The organism is Streptomyces sp. NBC_00483, from assembly GCF_036013745.1.
Taxonomy (GTDB): Bacteria; Actinomycetota; Actinomycetes; order Streptomycetales; family Streptomycetaceae; genus Streptomyces.
In genome coordinates, this window is record NZ_CP107880.1 from 3,561,968 (window position 1) to 3,579,733 (window position 17,766).

Consider the following 17,766-nt stretch of genomic DNA (forward strand, 5'->3'; position numbering starts at 1 on the left):
GCGGGCCCACCCCCCGAACCAAATCGGTTCCCGGGACAGAGCGGGACCGAGCGTGACGAAGACCTCGACGAACATCTTGTTGACAACCGTTTCCAGTTTTGTTGAAAATGACAGTCATGAACGTACGTGTGCTCCGCAGTCCTCGCCGCCTGATACCCGTCGCCGCCGCCACCGCCCTCGGCCTCGGTGCCCTGACCGCGTGCGGCAGCTCCGCCGCGGACGACAAGGGGAGCGACGGCAAGCTGAGCGTCGTCGCGTCGTTCTATCCGATGCAGTACCTCGCCCAGGAGATCGGCGGCGACCACGTCGACGTCACGAACCTGACGGAGCCCGGCCAGGAGCCGCACGACCTGGAGGTCAGCGCCAAGCAGCGCGCCCAGCTCGAGGAGTCCGACGTCGCCGTCTACCTGAAGGGCCTGCAGCCCTCCGTGGACGAGGCCATCGACCAGTCCGACATCAAGACGAAGGTCGACGCCGGCACCCTGACCGCCCTCGAGAAGCACGGCACCGAGGTCGACGGTCACGACCACGAGCACGGCGAGCACACCCACGACGCGGACGCCGCCGACCCGCACATCTGGCTCGACCCGGTGAAGTACGCCGAGGTCGCCGAGGGCGTCGGCAAGGCCCTGGAGAAGGCCGACCCGGACCACGCGGCCGAGTACAAGAAGAACACCAAGGCACTGGTCGGCGACCTCGACGAGCTGAACACCAAGTTCGAGAAGGGCCTGAAGGACACCAGGTCCTCGACCTTCATCACCACGCACGCCGCCTTCGGCTACCTCGCCGAGCGCTACGGCCTCACCGAGGAGGCCATCAACGGCCTGGACCCGGAGAGCGAGCCCAGCGCCGCCCGCGTCAAGGCGCTCCAGAAGACGGCGAAGGCCGACGGGGTCTCCACCGTCTTCTACGAGACGCTCGTCAGCGACAAGACGGCCAGGACCCTCGCGGGCGACGCGAAGCTCAAGACCGATGTGCTCGACCCGATCGAGGGCATCACCGACAAGTCCAAGGGCGACGACTACATCTCGGTCATGGAGTCGAATCTGGCGGCGCTCCAGAAGGCGCTGGGCACCAAGTGACCTCGAAGGAGGGCGACATGGGTGAACGGGAAGCCGTCATCTCGCTGAGCAAGGTGACCGCCGAGCTCGGCGGGCGTCCCGTGCTGCGCGGCATCGATCTCACCGTGCACCGCGGCGAGGTCGTGGCCCTGCTGGGGGCGAACGGCTCGGGCAAGTCCACCGCGATCCGCAGCGTCATCGGGCAGGTCCCGACCACCGGCGGCGGGATCGAGATCTTCGGCACGCCGCGGCGGCGCTTCAAGGACTGGGCGCGCGTCGGCTACGTACCGCAGCGCACGACGGCCGCGGGCGGCGTGCCCGCGACGGTGTCCGAGGTCGTCTCCTCCGGCCGCTTGTCGCGCGCGAAGTTCGGCATGATGCGCAAGGCCGACCGGGACGCGGTGACCCGCGCCCTCGAACTCGTCGGGATGGCGGACCGCGCGAAGGACTCCGTGGACGCGCTCTCCGGCGGCCAGCACCAGCGCGTGCTCATCGCGCGCGCCCTGGCCGCCGAACCCGAGCTGCTGATCATGGACGAGCCGATGGCGGGCGTCGACCTGGCCAGCCAGGAGATCCTCGCGGCGACGCTGCGCACGCAGGTCGCGGCCGGCGCGTCCGTCCTCCTCGTGCTGCACGAACTCGGCCCGCTGGAACCGCTGATCGACCGCGCGGTCGTCCTGCGCGACGGCTGCGTGCTGCACGACGGCCCGCCCCCGCAGGCCGTCGGCCAGCACGCGCTGCCCGGACACGACCACGTACACCCGCACACGCACGCGGCCGCCGAGCCGATCCGGACAGGACTGCTGAGCTGATGGAACTCCTCTCCTACGACTTCATGCAGCGGGCGCTGCTCGCCGCCGTCCTCGTCGGCATCACGGCCCCGGCCGTCGGCATCTACCTGGTGCAGCGCCGCCAGGCCCTGATGGGCGACGGCATCGGCCACGTGGCGATGACGGGCGTCGGCCTCGGCTTCCTGCTCTCGACCTCGCCGGTGTGGATGGCGACGCTGGTCTCCGTACTCGGCGCCGTGATCATGGAGTTGATCCGCTGGTACGGGAAGACGCGCGGCGACATCGCGCTCGCGATGCTCTTCTACGGAGGCATGGCGGGCGGCGTCATGTTCATCAACCTGGCGCCCGGCGGCTCCAACGCCAACCTCAACTCGTACCTCTTCGGCTCGCTGTCGACGGTGTCGGAGGACGACGTCCTCGCCATCTGCCTGCTCGCGGCCTTCGTGGTGCTCGTGACGGTGGGCCTGCGCAAGCAGCTGTTCGCGGTGAGCCAGGACGAGGAGTTCGCGCGGGTCACGGGCCTTCCGGTGCGCTTCCTGAACCTGCTGATCGCGATCACGGCGGCGGTCACGGTGACCGTCGCGATGCGCGTGGTCGGCCTGCTCCTGGTCTCCGCCCTGATGGTGGTGCCGGTCGCCGCGGCGCAGCAGCTGACGCGCAGCTTCAAGGCGACGTTCGTGATCTCGGTGGCGCTCGGCGTCGCGGTGACGCTCGGCGGCACCGCCACGTCGTACTACCAGGACGTGCCGCCCGGAGCGACGATCGTGCTGCTGACCATCGCGGCGTTCATCGTCCTCGCGCTGCTCTCGAAGCCGCTCGCCCGGCGCAGGGCACGGTCGGTCCCGGCGCACTCCGAGTGCCCGATCCCGGAGCAGGCCGCGACTCCTTCCCTTCATGGATGACCCACGTCCAGCGCCTCCTGGCACAATGGCGGCCGTACGTACGTGGCAGGGATGTGAGGAGAAACCCGTGGCAGCCCCGGTTCGAGGCAGGTCGACCCGCCAGCGCGCGGCCGTGGCGGCGGCGCTCGACGAGGTGGACGAGTTCCGCAGCGCCCAGGAGCTGCACGACGTCCTCAAGCACAAGGGCGACTCCGTCGGGCTGACCACGGTGTACCGCACGCTTCAGTCCCTCGCCGACGCGGGCGAGGTGGATGTCCTGCGCACCTCGGAGGGCGAGGCGGTCTACCGCCGCTGCTCCACGGGTGACCATCACCACCACCTGGTGTGCCGGGTGTGCGGCAAGGCGGTCGAGGTCGAGGGCCCCGCAGTGGAGAAGTGGGCCGAGGCAATTGCCTCCGAGCACGGTTACGTCAACGTGGCCCACACGGTGGAGATCTTCGGCACCTGCGCGGAGTGCGCGGCGGCTGCCTCCGCGCACTGAGTCACCCGCCGGCCGCGTCGCCGGCCCCTGACGCGTCGCCGGCCCCGGCCGCGTCGCCGACTTCCTCGTCGTCCTTGCCGTCGGATGCGCACAGGGCGGCGATCTGGGTGCGGGTCCCGACCCCGAGCTTGGTCAGGATGTGCTCGACGTGGGCGTCCGCCGTGCGCTTGGAGATGACGAGTCGCTCCGCGATCTCCCGGTTGGTCAGGCCGACCGCGACCAGGGACGCCACCTCCCGCTCCCGCGGGGTGAGCGCCTCGGCCACCTCTGGTGCGCGCGGGGTCGGTACCGCGGTGGCCGACGGCAGATCCTCGGTCAGCGCCCGCTCGACCGCCGCCTGTGTGCTGAGGGCCTCGCCCTCGCGGTAGAACCGCTGGAACTCCCGCTCCCCCAGCGCCACCCGGGACGCCCGGGCCGCCTCCTCGTGCAGCCCGCTCAGGAGCGGTATCGCGAACCGCGGCGTCAGGACCGACAGCGCCCACAGCCGGTCGGCGGCGCCGTGCAGCACCGCGACGCGGGACGCCTTGCCCTCCTCGGCGGCGCGCCAGGCGAAGGCATCCAGGAGCTGGGCGATGCCCACCCTGTCGTGCAGGGCGAGCTTGATGCGGATGCCCTCGCGGGCGCACTCGATGCTGTCGGCGTGATCGCCCCTGATCCACAGGCCCATGGACTTGACCCACAGGATCACCCCGCGTGCCCAGCGCTCCTCCGGGATCACGGCCATGCGCTCCAGCGCCTCATCGCACAGGCGGATGCCCTGGTCGCTGTCCTGGCCCGACAGGACATACAGGCCTGCGGCGTAGTACGTGGTCGACACCATCCCGAACTCGTCGCCCAGTTCGGCCATCATCCGGCGTGCCTCGGCGTACTGCTCCTCGCATCCTTCGTAGTCTCCGAGGAACACCCGGTTGAACGTGCGGAACGCCAGCGTCCAGGCGAGCCCCGACCGGTCGCCGATGGTCTCCGCGATCTCCTTCGCCTCGTCGAGCAGGGTCCGGTTGTCCTGTCGCTCGCCCTGGACGTCCATGAAACCGCTGGTGCTCCACAGGGCCTTGACCCGCTCCGGGGACGGTTTCTTCGATCCGGTCAGACCGCGCCGCATCCAGTGCCGGCCCTGGATGAACAGTGCGGTGCAGACCCAGTACCCCCAGAGCCGGACGGCGAGTTGGAGTCCCGCGTACGGCTCGTCGGGGGTACTGAACGAGTACTCCATGGCGGCCTGGAGGTTCTCGTGGTCGGCGACGAGGCGCCGCACCCAGGGCAGTTGACCGTCGCCGAACCACTCCGCGTCGAACTGTCCGGCGACCTCCAGGTAGTAGTCCCTGTGGCGCCGCCTGGCCCGCGCCTCCTCCTCCGCCGGCACGAGGTGTTCCAGGCCGAACTCGCGGATGGTGTCGAGCATCCGGTAGCGCGACCCGTCTCCGGTCTCCAGGTGCCGCACGATGGACTTGTCGACGAGCCCCACCAGGGCGTCGAAGACCTCGTCCGTGGGCAACTCGGCGTCGGCGCACACCACTTCGGCGGCCTCCAGGTCGAACCCGCCGGCGAACACGGCGAGCCGCGCCCAGAGCAGCCGCTCCCGGTCGGTGCAGAGCTCATGGCTCCAGTCGATGGTCGTCCGCAGCGTCTGGTGGCGCGGCACGGTGACGCGGCGGCCGCCGGTGAGGAGCCGGAAGCGGTGGTCGAGGCGGCGCAGCAGCTGCTCCGGTGAGATCACCCGCAGCCGGGCGACGGCGAGTTCGATGGCCAGCGGGATGCCGTCGAGGCGGCGGCACAGCGCGTGCACGGCGGCGCGGTTGCCGTCGGTGAGGACGAACTCGGGCGCGGCGGACTCCGCCCGGTCCACGAACAGCCGGACCGCGTCGGAGAGTTCGGCGCCGGGACGGCTGTCCGCTTCCGGTTCCGGCAGCGCCAGCGGCGGCACGGGCAGCACCTGCTCGCCGGGGATGTCGAGGGGCTGCCTGCTGGTGGCGATCAGACGGAGGCCGGGGGCGGCGCTCAGCAGGGCGTCGGCGAGCGTCGCGCAGGCGTCGACCAGGTGCTCGCAAGTGTCCAGGACGATCAGCGTCCGCCGCCCCGCGAGATGCGTGGCGAGCACCTCGTGCACCCCGCGCCCGCCCTGCTCGGGCACGCCGAGCGCGCCGCACACGGCGTGCGGCAGCAGTTCGGGGTCGCTGAGCCCGGAGAGCGGTACGACGCACGCCCCGTCGGGGAAGTCGCCGAGCTGATCGCGCGCGGAGCGCATCGCCGTACGCGACTTGCCGACGCCGCCGGGGCCGGTCAGGGTGACCAGGCGCGAGCGGGTGAAGACGTCCTTGATCCGGGCGAGTTCGGGCGCCCGGCCGACGAAGCTCGTGGTCTCCGCGGGCAGCTCGCCCGGCGTCCGCACAGCCACGTCCATCCACCGCCCCCCTTGTCCGGTCGACCCCGAGTGGGTCGTTACTCACCGTAGGGGGCGGCGGTGCGCGGCGGGAGGGTTCGACCGGTTTTGACCGCTGCTGATTTCGGCCGCGGGTCGGACCCGGTCGCTGTGGCCTACTGCCCGCCCTCCAGCTGAAGCAGCACCTCGTTCGGCGTCGCCCCGCCGAACCGCCGGTCGCGCGAGGCGTACTCGACGCACGCGCGCCACAGGTCGCGGCGGTCGAAGTCCGGCCACAGGACGTCCTGGAAGACCATCTCGGCGTACGCGCTCTGCCACAGAAGGTAGTTGGACGTGCGCTGTTCGCCGCTGGGGCGCAGGAACAGGTCCACGTCGGGCATGTCGGCGTAGTAGAGGTACTTCGCGAAGGTCTTCTCGCTGACCTTGGACGGGTCGAGGCGGCCCGCCTTCACGTCCTCTGCGAGCGCCTGCGCGGCGTCGGCGATCTCGGCGCGGCCGCCGTAGTTCATGCAGAAGTACAAGGTCAGCTTGTCGTTGTCCTTGGTCTGCTCCTGGGAGATCTCCAGCTCCTTGGCGACCGACTTCCACAGCTTGGGCATGCGCCCCACCCAGCGCACCCGCACACCGAGCTCGTCGAGCTGGTCGCGGGTCTTGCGGATGAAGTCCCGGTTGAAGTTCATGAGGAAGCGCACCTCGTCGGGCGAGCGCTTCCAGTTCTCCGTGGAGAAGGCGTACAGGGAGATGGCGCCGACGCCCATCTCGATGGCGCCCTGGAGCACGTCGAGGACACGCTCCGCGCCGACCTTGTGGCCCTCGGTGCGCGGCAGGCCGCGGTCCTTGGCCCAGCGTCCGTTGCCGTCCATGACGATCGCCACGTGCTGGGGCACCAGCTCGCCGGGGATCTTCGGCGGCCGCGCGCCCGACGGGTGCGGTTCGGGCGCTGTGTACTCACGGCGGTTGCGTCCGAGGATTCCGCGACGTGCCATCTTCCGGGCCTCTCCCCTAGCTCAGTGCCAGCTCTCGCTAGCTTTTCTCTACGTAGCGCAGCGATCGCAGTCCGCGCTCAAGGTGCCAGTGCAGGTAGGCCGACACCAGCCCGTTGCCCTCCCGGACGAACCGTGCCTCGCACGTGTCCGCCGTCTCCCAGTCTCCGGTGAGCAGCGCACCGAGCAGGACGAGGGCCTGCGGTGAGGGTACGACGCTGCCCGGTACCCGGCAGTCGACGCAAACCGAGCCGCCCGCGCCGACGGAGAAAAACCGGTTGGGACCGGGCATTCCGCACTTCGCGCAGTCACCGAAGGTGGGTGCGTAGCCGTTGACCGCGAGCGAGCGCAGCAGGAACGCGTCGAGCACGAGGCCCGGCGCGTGCTCGCCGCGGGCGAGCGTGCGCAGGGCGCCGACGAGGAGCAGGTACTGCTGTACCGCGGGTTCGCCCTCGTGGTCGGTGAACCGTTCCGCCGTCTCCAGCATCGCGGTGCCGGCCGTATACCGCCCGTAGTCCGTCACGATGCCGCCGCCGTACGCGGCGATGGTCTCGCTCTGCGTGCACAGCGGGAGCCCGCGGCCGATCAACTCGCTGCCCCGCGCGAAGAACTGCACGTCCACGTGCGAGAAGGGTTCGAGGCGGGCGCCGAACTTGGACTTGGTGCGCCGCACACCGCGGGCGACGGCGCGCACGCGGCCGTGGTTGCGGGTGAGCAGCGTGATGATGCGGTCGGCTTCGCCGAGTTTCTGGGTGCGCAGCACGACTCCGTCGTCCCGAATGAGAGTCATCGCGCGCCCTCGCGCTTCTCATCGTCGTCGCGGAACAGGCTCATGCCTCTCATTGTCCCTTACGGACGGAGCCCGTTTGCGGGAACGGGGGCAGGGGTGCGGTCGGATCCGCCAGCCATGCGCGCCCGCGCGAGCGCACCGCCCCGCTCAGGCCCCCGCTCAGGTCCGCCACCGTCACGGCCCGCAGCGACTCCCGCCAGGCCCGGTCCGCGTCGTACATGACCTGCGCCACTCCGCACGGCCCCGTGCACCGCTCGGGTGGGATGGCGCACGCGCCGCGCTGCCGGATCTCGCCGCAGACGAAGGCGGGCGCGGAGCCCTCGACCGCCTCCACCACGTCGAGCACGGTGATGTCCTTCGGGTCGCGGGCGAGCCGGAACCCGCCGCGCGGGCCGGATGTGGCGGTCAGCACACCGGCGGCGGCAAGGGACTTGAGGTGCTTGGCGAGGTACGCCTCGGGCAGCCCGTAGTACCCGGCGAGCGTGGAGCGGCGCACGGCGGCACCGGGCGGCGCCTGCACGAGGAGCACGCAGCAGTGCACGCCCCACTCGACGCCCTGCGACAACTTCATGGGACCCGAGGCTACCCTTCCATCCACTTGATGGATATTCAATGTCCATGATACCGATGGGTCTCATGGCTGACATCCGGATCGGCACCACCATCGGCACCATCCCCGGACAGGAGGACACCTCCGACGGGCCCTCCCCCGCCGACCGGCGCATGCTCGCGGTCGCCCTCACCGCCACGTTCATGGGGAGCTTCGACCTCTTCGTCGTGAACGTCGCCACCGAGGCGCTCCGCGCGGACCTGCGCGCGAGCGACGCGGCGCTCGAACTCGTCGTGTCCGGCTACGCGTTCGCGTACGCGGCGGGTCTGATCACGGGCGGCCGGCTCGGGGACCGGTTCGGTTACCGGCGAACGTTCGTGGCGGGCATGGTGGCGTTCACGGTGACGTCGCTGCTGTGCGGGCTCGCCCAGGGGGCCGGGGAGCTGGTGGTGGCGCGGATGGCGCAGGGGCTCTCGGCGGCGGTGATGGTGCCGCAGGTGCTGTCGCTGGTGACGGCCCGTTTCCCGGCGGCGCACCGGGGCCGGGCCACCGGCTGGAACGGGGCGATGGCGGGCATCGGGTCGATCGCCGGGCAGCTCCTCGGTGGCGTACTCCTCCAGGCGGACGTGTTCGGGCTCGGCTGGCGCGCGGTGTTCCTGGTGAACGTTCCCGTGGGCGTGGTGGCCTCGGTCGCCGCGTGGCGGATGCTGCCGCCCCATGTCGCCGGGCCCCGTCGGCAGTTCGACGCGCTCGGCGCGCTGGGGGTCACCGCGACGCTGGCCCTGCTCCTGGTGCCGCTGGCGCTCGGCAGGGACGAGGGGTGGCCGGTGTGGACGTGGGTGTGCCTGGCGGCGGCCGCCCCCGTGGCGTGGGCGACGTGGCGGTGGCAGCGGGTGCTGCGGGCGCGCGGCGGAGAGCCGGTGCTCAACCCCGCCCTCTTCCGCAACCGCCCGTATCTGACCCTGCTCGCGGGCCTGGGGGCCTTCCAGCTCTACTTCGGCGCCTATATGTTCACGCTCGCGCTGCTGCTCCAGGCGGGCCTCGGCGCGAGCCCGCTCACGGCCGGCGCGGTGTTCGTCCCGCAGGCGGTCATGTTCACCACGGGTTCGCTGCTCAGCGGGCGACTCACGGCACGGTACGGGGTGCGGTGGCCGGTGACGGGCGGGGCGCTGGTGGTGGGCGGCCTGGCCCTCGCCGCGGGCCGGCTCACCGCGTCCGACGGGGCGATCTCCCCCTGGGCCCTGACGCCCGCCCTCCTCCTCAACGGCCTCGGCAACGGCCTGCTGATGCCGCCGATCATCGGTGCGGCCCTGTCCCGGGTGACACCCGGGACGGCGGGCGCGGCGTCCGGGATGCTCAACACGGCTCAGCAGGCGGCGAGTTCCCTGGGCGTCGCCCTGCTCGGCATGCTGTTCTTCGCGGTGTCAGGACCCGGCCTGCGGGACGCGCGGGCCGGGATGACGGCCGTATCGGCGGTGTTCGCGGTGCTCGTGGCCGTGGCGGCGGCCCTGATGTGGTCGACCCACCGAAGGGCCTAGGGCACCTCACCCCGGCTTCTTCTGTTCTCGTACGCCGTCGCGGCCCGCACCCGCTCCGTCGTCGACGCCACGCGCAGCACCTCCGGCGGACAGTCCCACTCACGCCCGCCCCCGAAGGGCCGCAACTGTACGTACGGCCCCTCGTGCCCCATCACTCGTCCCACCTGACCCGTGCTCGTGTCGATCGCGTACGAACCGATCGGCGGTTTCATGGCGTAGCGCTCCTGTCGTCCGTCCCTGCAAGGACTACGGCGGCGAGCCGGGCCGCCGTGTCAACCGGACAACGCCCCAATTCCACCAAGGGACACGGGGCACTCCGTGCGATTGACCCGGGATCGAGGCCGAGCGAGGGCAGCACAATTCCCGCTCCGGCGAGTGCGGCTCGCAATGTCTCCACCATTTCCTCGGCTTCCTCCACGCACAGCGCGGCGTGCTTCGATTGTTCCGTCACGTGGCTCCCCTGCCTCATTGGATTTCACGCTTTGCGCCTCCACGGTGGCGTTCCGTCCCTAGAGTGGGGAGAGGTCTGCGCACTACAACTGCGTGGCTTCACATGGGGGTTGGCCATGGCCAAGGGTTCGCGGCAGGCGGCGTGGGAGTTCTTCGGCGTGGAGTTGAAGCGGCGCCGCGAGGACGCGGGGCTGACCCAAGTGGAGTTGGGGTTACGCGTATTCGTTTCCGGCGGCTACATCGGCCAGTTCGAACAGGCAATTCGCAAACCGCAGTTGGACGTAGCCCAGAGGATTGACGAGGCGCTGCAATCCGACGGTATTTTCGAGCGGATGTGGCGCGGCCTGATTCGCGACCAGCGGTATGCGGACTACTTCGCGCACGTTGCGGACCTGGAGCGGTCGGCCACCAAGATTTGCGACTACGCCCCGGCCGTCGTGCCCGGCCTCTTGCAGACGCCCGCCTACGCGCGGGCGATCTACTACGCCAGCAACCCGCTCGCGGCGGAGGAGTACGTCGAGGAGATGGTGCAGGCCCGCATGGACCGCGCCGAGGTTCTGGCGGACGCTACACGCCCCATGTATTGGGCGATCCTGCACGAGGCAGTGTTGCGCATCCCAGTGGGCAGCCCCAGCACAACCGCTGAGCAGTTGGCGGCCCTTGCCGCCGCCGTCCGCGCCCGCAGGGCGATGATCCACGTGTTGCCGTTCGCCGCAGGAGCGCACCCCGCCATGGGGAAGATGATGACGCTCATGGAGTTCGACGATGCCCCGCCGGCCGTCTATACAGAAGGCGTGCTGACGGGGAACCTGCTGGACGATCCAGCCATCATGAAGCGCACCCAAGCGCACTACGATCTGCTCAGGGTCGCCGCACTGCCGCTGGAGGCGTCCCTGGCCCTGATCGAAGCGGCGGCAGAGGACTTCGATAGATGCGCGCGTACGAACTGAGCAACGCCCTTTGGCGCAAGAGCAGTTACAGCGGCGGCGACGGAGGCGAGTCCTGCCTCGAAGTCGCCGACGGCATCGCCGGCGTCGTGCCCGTCCGGGACTCTAAGGTCACGGACGGGCACGTCGTCGTCATCGGCGCGGCAGCATGGGCCGCCTTTGTGACGGGTACGATGCGGCCCCGGGGCTGAACCGGCCCCCGGCGGAGCCCACGTCCTCGCAGAGGATCAGGGCCACGTCGTCCCGCAACGGCCCACCCGTGTGCGTGGTCACCGCCTCGTACAGCGAGTCCAGGAAGTCGTCGGGCCTGACCGTGGAGGAGGCGGCGTCGGCGGCCGCCTCCTCCAGCGGGAACTCGACGCCCTGCCGGTCGCGGGCCTCGGAGAGGCCGTCCGTGTAGAACAGCAGACGGTCGCCGTGCTGCAGCCAGTACTTGCTCTGCTCCGGTTCCGGGCCGAGGCCCAGGGGCCGGCACGCAACGTGGGGTTCGAGGAGTTTGGGCGGGGACCCGAGGCGCAACGGCGGCGGATGCCCGCAGTTGACACTCTTGACCTCGCTCGGCCCGAACTCGGCGAACACCGCCGTGACGAAATCCTCCGCACCCAGGTCGGGCGCCAGGCGCACATCCAACTCACGGACCAGGTCCGGCAGTTCGGGTGTCACGTAGGCGAGGTCACGGAAGGTGCTCAGCGCGCTCGCCGTGATGCGTACCGCGTCAAGCCCGTGCCCTCGTACGTCCCCGACGAACAGCCTCGTGCCGTACGGGGTGTGCACCACGTCGTACAGGTCGCCGCCCACCGTGGTCCCGGGGACCCTGCAATGGTGCCGCGTGCACACCGCGATCCCGCCGACCCGTGCGTCGACCGGCCGCAGGATCGCGGCTTCGGCGACGCGGGCGATCTCCGTGGCATGGGAGAGCGCCGTCGCGCGCACCGCGTCGCGCATCGCGAGCCGTACGGTCAGCGCGCCGCCTATCAGCAGTGCCAGACACTCGGCGGCGGCCCACGGCGTCAGCACCAGATCGCGCACCACCGTCACGGTGAGGGCGAGGACCATCGCGAGTACGGCCGCGCCCGCCGTGCACCGGGCGTCGAGACGCAGCGCGGCCAGCAGCGGCACGATCAACAGGGAAGCGATCATCGGCGGCCAGCCGGGTACGAGGAGTCCCGGTCCGGCCGCCAGCACCCCCGATCCCAACAGCGGGATCACCTCCGCCGGCCGTGGTCGTCCTCCCCGTCCCATGTCCTGCTCAGCCATGGGCGGCCTCCTGACTTTTTCTTCCCCCGTACGCTCCACCCCGCCGTACCAAGTCGGCCACGATGCCCCAATCGCCGCACGTTCACGACCTGTTGTCCGGAGTCGATCACACATCGACCGTGTATGACCGAAGTGCGTCCATCCGGTAGCCAACGGCCTGGTCGGCCCCGCACCGCCCCCGCACCGGAGGAGACTGCTTCCGGGCCTGCGGAGTGGACACGGAGAGTGGAGGGCGCATGTCGACCACGAGGTACCTACCTGCCGAGACCACGAGCTTCGTAGGCCGCGCCCACGAACTGGACGGAATCGAGAAGGCGTTGGCGGACAGCCGCCTGGTGACCCTCACCGGGGTGGGCGGCGTCGGGAAGTCGCGGCTCGCCGTGCGGGCGGCGGCGCGCGTCGCCCCGACGCTCGCGGACGGCGCGCGGTTCGTCGCCCTCGCGCCGCTGCGTGATGCCTCCCTCCTCGGGCACGTACTCCTGGAGGACCTGCGCCTCGCCGACCAGCACAGCCGGTCACCCGAGGAACTGGTCGCCGAGTGGCTGGCCGACAAGGAGCTGCTACTTGTCCTCGACTCCTGCGAGCACCTCGTCGAGGCCTGCGCCCGTCTGGTGCGCACGCTGCTGGACGCGGCGCCGGGGCTGCGGATCCTGACCACCAGCCGGCAGGGCCTCGCCGTGCCCGGTGAACTGGTCTTCGCGGTCGACCCGTTGCCGGTCCCGGAGCCGACGACCGACGGGGACGCGCCTGCTGCCGGCGACGCCGTCGCGCTCTTCGCCGAGCGGGCCGCCGAAGCGGTCGCCGGCTTCGCCCTGGCCGACACCGACCGGATGGCGGCCGCCGCCGTCTGCCGCAGGCTCGACGGCATCCCGCTCGCCGTGGAGCTGGCCGCCGCCCAGCTCGCCGAGCTGCCCGACCACTCGGTGTACGAGCTCAACGACCGGCTTCAGCACCGCTTCGAGACCCTTGTCGCGCAGTCCGGCACGGCGGGCCGGACGCTGCCCCGGCACCGGACGCTGCGCACCACCATCGGGTGGAGCCACGAGCTGTGCGCGCCTCTGGAGCGGCTGTTGTGGGCGCGCCTGTCGGTGTGCGCAGGCGGCTTCGACCTCGCGGGCGCACAGGCCATCGGCTGCGGCGTGCCGTTGGCGGTCGAGCGGGTGGCGGAGGTGCTCGCGGGACTCGTGACGAAGTCGCTCGTGCGCAAGCACCCCGACGGCCTGGGCGGCGAGCGCTACAGCATGCTCGACACCGTGCGCGAGTTCGGTGCGCACTGGCTGTACGAGCTGGGCGAGGAGACGGAAGCGCGTCGGCGTCACCTGGACTTCTACCGGGACCTCGCCTGCCGGGCGGACACCGAGTGGGTCGGCCCGAACCAGGTGTCCTGGTACGCCCGTCTGGTCGCCGACCGCGCCAACTTCCGTACAGCGCTGCGGTTCTGCCTGTCCCAGGGCGAGGAACGCACCGCACTGGAGATCGTCGGGTCGCTGTGGATGATGTGGATCGGCTTCGGTTACGCACGGGAAGGCGCCCACTATCTGGACCTGTCGCTCGACCTGTACCGCGAGCCCTGCCCCGAACGAGCGAAGGGCCTGTGGCTGCGCGCCGTGATCGGGGTGGTGCTGGGCGACATCGCTGTGGCGCAGCACATCTCGGCCGATCTGCGGCAGTACGCGCAGGCTGACGGCGATGCGACCACGCGACTGGCGCTGGACCACGTCTGGGCCATCTCACTGGTCCTTGAGGGGGAGCACGAGCAGGCCACGGCGGCCTTCCACGCGGCACCGGACCGGCCTCCGGAGCACGGCACGTATCAGGCCACGTGGTGCATGCTACGCACTGCCCTCGCGTACGCCCACATCAACCGGGGCGAGCTGGCGATGGCCGACGCCTGTGCGTACGAGGTGATCGAGGAATGCGAGCGGCGCGGGGACGTATGGCTGCGCGGGTATGCCGACTACATCCGGGCCCTCACCGCACTCACCACCGGCCATGCCGACGAGGCCTGCGAACATGCCCGTACGGCCATCACCCACAAATCGCCGTTCCACGACGGTCTCGGGGTCGCCATGACCGTCGAGGTTCTGGCCACCGCCACCACGACCACCGGCCGACACCCGCGTGCCGCCCGGCTGCTCGGCGTCTCTCAGCGGATGTGGCATGCACTGGGCCGACCGCAGTTCGGCGCCCCGGAGATCATCGAGGCCCGCGCCGCGACCGAGCACCAGATCCGCGCGGCCATCGGCGACACCACGTACGACACGGAGTACGCGGCGGGCCGGGCGATGTCCCCCGACGACGGCATCGCCTACTGCCTCACGCGCGGCTGACCTCCGCCACCGGCGCGCCCGCCGCCCGCAGGCGCGTAACGACCGCCGCGACCACCGCGAGCACGGCCACCGCCGCCAGCAGCTCCCACGTCGGGGCCGCGTCGCCGAGGAGAGTCAGGACGTACGGGGTGAACATGCCGAGGTACGCCGCCGTCCAGAACTTGGCGGTCCAGCGCGCGAGTTGGTGGGGCGGGGCGAGGGCAGCCGTACGGGTCAGGCCGTGGGCGAGGCTCAGTCCGTAGCCCGCGCCGAGGACCGCCGCGGCGGCCATGGCGAGGACGCGGCTGCCGCTCGCGGCGGCGGTCGCGGCCAGCGCCGCGCCGACGGCGGTCGTGAGCAGACCCGGTACTGGCGTGGCGACGGCGCGGCGCGCGGTGAGCAGGCCGATTCCGGGGACGACGGCCGTGGCGACTCCGGTGAACAGCAGGCCCGCGTGGATCGCTCCGGGCAGCGTGACGAAGCCGATGGTGGGCGCCACGAACACCCAGGGGGCGACGGGCAGCACCCTGCGCCGGAAGCGGGAGCGCGCCTCGGCGTCCAAGTCCCTTGCTGCGGGGGCCGGTTCGGCGTTCAGTTCTACGTCGGGTGTCGGGGCCTTCGTACGACGCCTGCCCGTCTCGGGCGCCGTGAGCGCGAGCAGCCCCGCCGCCACGCCGAGCACCACGTGCGGCACGTACGCCGTCACCATCGGCTCCGGTGCCCACTGCGCGATGAGCGCCGCCGCCAGGCCGCCCGTGGCGAAGCCCGCCGAGACGTAGAGGCCGGAGAGGCGGGGCGAGTGCGAGAGTTCCTTGATCCAGGCGCTGCCCGCCGCGAGCAGCGCGCCCGCGCTGATCCCGGTCAGGAAGCGGCCGGGCAGCAGCAGCGCGGTGCCCCACACGGCGCCCGCCATCAGCATCAGGGTCGACAGGACGTTGAGGCCCAGGGCGGCGAGCGCCACCGGGCGGCGGCCGTGCCGGTCGGCCAGCGGGCCCGCGATCAGCAGCGCCGGGATCAGGCCGACGACGTACACCGCGAAGAGGCCCGTCACCGCCGACGAGGTCAGGCCGAGCTCGGAGTGGTAGGGGCCGAGCAGCGCCGAGAACTGGTTGGCGCTCCAGCCGGAGGCGAGCATGATCCAGGCGGCCCGGGTGCCGTGGGGCTTCGCTATGGGAGTCGGGGGCGCGAGGGCAGATGCTGCGGTCATGCCCTCATTCCTACGGCCAAGGCCGTTCGGTGCGCGCCGAACATTCACGTTTCGTGAACGGCGTGCGTCACCCGCACGCGCGTGCGCCTACGCTGGGCGTATGGCGCTTGACCTGCGACTTCTGTCGTCGTTCCTGGCGGTCGTCGAAGAGGGGCACTTCGGGCGGGCCGCGGGGCGGCTCTTCCTGTCGCCGCCGGCGGTCACGCAGCACGTACGACGCCTTGAGAGCGAGGTCGGCGCGCGGCTCCTCGACCGGACGGCCACCCCTGTCGTGCCGACCGCCGCCGGGGTGCGCCTGGCCGGGCACGCGCGCGTACTGCTCGCCGCCGCGAACGCCGCGCTCGACGACGTGGCGGAGGTCACGGCCCGGGAACCGGAGGGCGGCCGGCCGCTGCGGGTGGGGATCATGGGGCACGGCTCGGCCGAGCTGACCCCGGCCGCCATCAACGCGTACCGGCGGGCTCGCCCCGAGGTGAAGGTCGAGATCCGGCAGCTGAACTTCACGGAGCATGTGACCGCGCTCCTGGAGGACCGGGTCGACGTCGCGTTCGTGCGGCCGAGTCCCGACGACGAGCGGGTCGTCGCCGATGTGCTCACCACGGAGCAGCGGATCGTGGTGGTGCACGAGCGGTCGCCGCTGGTCGATGCGCGGGAGAGCGGGGTGGGTGTCGCGGACGTAGCCGACCTCCCGTTCTTCCGGGTGCCCCGGCACACGCCGCACACCTTCGTCGACTACCTGTACTTCGACGACCGGGCGCGGCGCCGCAGCACCGAGTGCGCGCTCACCCCGCAGGAGGTCCTCACGGGCGTCGTGACCGGACGGGCGGCGGGGTCCGGTCTGCGGTCCTTCGCGCGGTACTACGCGTGGCCGGGCGCGGTGTTCGTGCCGGTGCTCGACGCGCCGTGGGAGAGCAGTTACCTCGCGGTGCGGGCGGGCGACGACAACCCGGAGGTCCGCATCTTCCGGGCGCTCGCGACGGCGTTGGCGAAGGACCTGGGGCCGGCCATCAACGCGCGTCCGTTGCATTAAAGCCCCTGCGGCGATTGAGCAGCGGGGACCGGATTCGCCGAACGCGCCGCAGGCACACCGCTCTCACACAGGACAAGCGCCACGTCGTCCCGCAACGGCCCACCCGTGTGCGCCGTCACCTCCGCGTACAACCCATCGAGCGCCTCCCACGGCAACGTATGCGACAGCGCCTCGCACGCCCGGTCGAAAAGCGGGAACTCCGCGCCGGAGGCGTTCCGCGCCTCCACGAGGCCGTCCGTGTAGAGGAGCAGCCGGTCACCGGACTGCAACCAGTACCGGGACTGGGTGGGGTCGCAGCCGAGGCCCAGGGGCAGCGAACAGGTCACCGGGGTGAGGACCTTGGGGTGGGCGCCCAACCGCAGCGGCGGCGGATGGCCGCAGTTGACGAGCCTGACCTCGCCCGGGGCGAACTCGGCGAACACGGCCGTGACGAAGTCCTCCGGGCCGAGCACGGGGGCGATCCGCGCATCGAGTCGCACGGCGAGCTCCGTGAGGTCCGCGGTGACGTAGGCGAGGTCCCGGAACCCTTCGGCGACCGCCGCGTTGACGCACACCGCGTCGAGCCCGTGCCCCCGTACGTCACCGATGAACACCCGTAGTCCGTACGGGGTGTTGGCCACGGCGTAGACGTCGCCGCCGACCGTGGCCGAGGCGACCGCGCAGTGGTGGCGTGTGTGCACGTCGATGTCGCCGAACCGCGCGTCGACCGGCCGCAGCAGCGCCGCCTGCGTCACCTGCGCGACCTCGTCGAGCAGCCGTAGCCGGGCCGAACGGGCCGCGGCCCGGCGGGCGATGTGGACCGCGGCGAGCCCGCCGACGAGCAGCACGAGGTACTCGACCGCGACCTGCGGGCCCGCGCCGACGTGCCGGACGACACCCACCGTCACCGCGAGGGCCAGCGCCCAGGCGGCCGTGGTGAGCGTGGCCCGCACGCCGAGCCGGGCGCAGGCCAGGAGCGGGCCGATGAGCAGGACCGCGACAGCGGGACGGCCGGGGCGCCAGGCGTCGACGCAGGCCGCGAGCGCGGCGCACAGGCAGAGGAGGGCAACGCACGGCACGTGGGCTCCCCACCGACTTCGTAGCATGTCCG

General features: G+C 71.5%; 17 protein-coding genes. 9 read left to right on the top strand and 8 right to left on the bottom strand.

Features of this window, described 5'->3' with window-relative positions:
- Positions 1–116: 116 nt before the first annotated feature.
- The 4 genes from OHA73_RS15765 (at position 117) to OHA73_RS15780 (ending at position 3,235) form a co-directional block, all read left to right on the top strand.
- Positions 117–1,082, top strand: coding sequence for a metal ABC transporter substrate-binding protein (locus OHA73_RS15765; protein ID WP_266719855.1), 966 nt, complete (start codon positions 117–119; stop codon positions 1,080–1,082).
- A 17-nt stretch (positions 1,083–1,099) separates the two neighbouring features.
- Positions 1,100–1,873: a metal ABC transporter ATP-binding protein gene (locus OHA73_RS15770; protein ID WP_266719853.1), complete on the top strand. Its 774-nt coding sequence runs from the start codon at positions 1,100–1,102 to the stop codon at positions 1,871–1,873.
- A complete protein-coding gene (locus OHA73_RS15775) occupies positions 1,873–2,754 on the top strand; it encodes a metal ABC transporter permease (protein WP_267070527.1) in 882 nt (293 codons plus the stop codon). Before OHA73_RS15770 ends, OHA73_RS15775 begins: the two co-directional genes overlap by 1 nt.
- Positions 2,755–2,821: 67 nt before the next feature.
- Complete coding sequence (locus tag OHA73_RS15780; RefSeq protein ID WP_266719849.1) at positions 2,822–3,235, top strand: Fur family transcriptional regulator; 414 nt, start codon at positions 2,822–2,824, stop codon at positions 3,233–3,235.
- 1 nt (position 3,236) lies between these two features.
- Here the strand turns inward: OHA73_RS15780 and OHA73_RS15785 are convergent, their stop codons facing one another.
- From OHA73_RS15785 to OHA73_RS15800, 4 genes are all read right to left on the bottom strand, one after another.
- Entirely contained in the window at positions 3,237–5,636 is a 2,400-nt protein-coding gene (locus OHA73_RS15785) for an ATP-binding protein (RefSeq protein ID WP_327655347.1), read from the bottom strand.
- Positions 5,637–5,770: 134 nt separating this feature from the next.
- Entirely contained in the window at positions 5,771–6,601 is an 831-nt protein-coding gene (locus tag OHA73_RS15790) for an isoprenyl transferase (RefSeq protein WP_266719845.1), read from the bottom strand.
- 37 nt (positions 6,602–6,638) lie between these two features.
- On the bottom strand, positions 6,639–7,388 hold the full coding sequence (gene recO, locus OHA73_RS15795; RefSeq protein ID WP_266719843.1) for a DNA repair protein RecO: 750 nt from the start codon (positions 7,386–7,388) through the stop codon (positions 6,639–6,641).
- Positions 7,389–7,437: 49 nt separating this feature from the next.
- On the bottom strand, positions 7,438–7,959 hold the full coding sequence (locus tag OHA73_RS15800; RefSeq protein ID WP_327655348.1) for an RrF2 family transcriptional regulator: 522 nt from the start codon (positions 7,957–7,959) through the stop codon (positions 7,438–7,440).
- Positions 7,960–8,024: 65 nt separating this feature from the next.
- Between OHA73_RS15800 and OHA73_RS15805 the strand changes: the two genes are divergently transcribed.
- A complete protein-coding gene (locus OHA73_RS15805; RefSeq protein WP_327655349.1) occupies positions 8,025–9,476 on the top strand; it encodes an MFS transporter in 1,452 nt (483 codons plus the stop codon).
- On the opposite strand, the gene OHA73_RS15810 is transcribed toward OHA73_RS15805, so the two are convergent.
- Positions 9,473–9,688, bottom strand: a complete 216-nt coding sequence (locus OHA73_RS15810; protein WP_266719837.1) for a hypothetical protein — start codon at positions 9,686–9,688, stop codon at positions 9,473–9,475. The two genes, OHA73_RS15805 and OHA73_RS15810, sit on opposite strands and share 4 nt — an antisense overlap.
- Before the next feature lie 354 nt (positions 9,689–10,042).
- Here OHA73_RS15810 and OHA73_RS15820 point away from each other — a divergent pair, with 354 nt between their 5' ends.
- Together OHA73_RS15820 and OHA73_RS15825 are read left to right on the top strand one after the other, a co-directional pair.
- Positions 10,043–10,876 carry a helix-turn-helix domain-containing protein gene (locus OHA73_RS15820; RefSeq protein WP_327655350.1) on the top strand — a complete coding sequence of 278 codons (834 nt, stop codon included), beginning with the start codon at positions 10,043–10,045 and terminating at the stop codon, positions 10,874–10,876.
- Positions 10,858–11,064 carry a DUF397 domain-containing protein gene (locus OHA73_RS15825; protein ID WP_327655351.1) on the top strand — a complete coding sequence of 69 codons (207 nt, stop codon included), beginning with the start codon at positions 10,858–10,860 and terminating at the stop codon, positions 11,062–11,064. Before OHA73_RS15820 ends, OHA73_RS15825 begins: the two co-directional genes overlap by 19 nt.
- Here OHA73_RS15825 and OHA73_RS15830 read toward each other — a convergent pair.
- Positions 11,006–12,130 carry a PP2C family protein-serine/threonine phosphatase gene (locus tag OHA73_RS15830; protein ID WP_327655352.1) on the bottom strand — a complete coding sequence of 375 codons (1,125 nt, stop codon included), beginning with the start codon at positions 12,128–12,130 and terminating at the stop codon, positions 11,006–11,008. The genes OHA73_RS15825 and OHA73_RS15830 overlap by 59 nt on opposite strands.
- Before the next feature lie 236 nt (positions 12,131–12,366).
- Here OHA73_RS15830 and OHA73_RS15835 point away from each other — a divergent pair, with 236 nt between their 5' ends.
- Complete coding sequence (locus tag OHA73_RS15835) at positions 12,367–14,460, top strand: ATP-binding protein (protein WP_327655353.1); 2,094 nt, start codon at positions 12,367–12,369, stop codon at positions 14,458–14,460.
- On the opposite strand, the gene OHA73_RS15840 is transcribed toward OHA73_RS15835, so the two are convergent.
- The gene (locus tag OHA73_RS15840) at positions 14,447–15,646 is read right to left on the bottom strand and encodes an MFS transporter (protein ID WP_327655354.1); all 1,200 of its coding nucleotides are present in this window, start codon (positions 15,644–15,646) and stop codon (positions 14,447–14,449) included. The two genes, OHA73_RS15835 and OHA73_RS15840, sit on opposite strands and share 14 nt — an antisense overlap.
- 100 nt (positions 15,647–15,746) lie before the next feature.
- On the opposite strand from OHA73_RS15840, the gene OHA73_RS15845 reads away from it, so the two are divergent.
- On the top strand, positions 15,747–16,676 hold the full coding sequence (locus OHA73_RS15845; RefSeq protein WP_327655355.1) for a LysR family transcriptional regulator: 930 nt from the start codon (positions 15,747–15,749) through the stop codon (positions 16,674–16,676).
- On the opposite strand, the gene OHA73_RS15850 is transcribed toward OHA73_RS15845, so the two are convergent.
- Positions 16,673–17,734, bottom strand: a complete 1,062-nt coding sequence (locus tag OHA73_RS15850) for a PP2C family protein-serine/threonine phosphatase (RefSeq protein ID WP_327655356.1) — start codon at positions 17,732–17,734, stop codon at positions 16,673–16,675. The genes OHA73_RS15845 and OHA73_RS15850 overlap by 4 nt on opposite strands.
- Positions 17,735–17,766 lie beyond the last annotated feature (32 nt).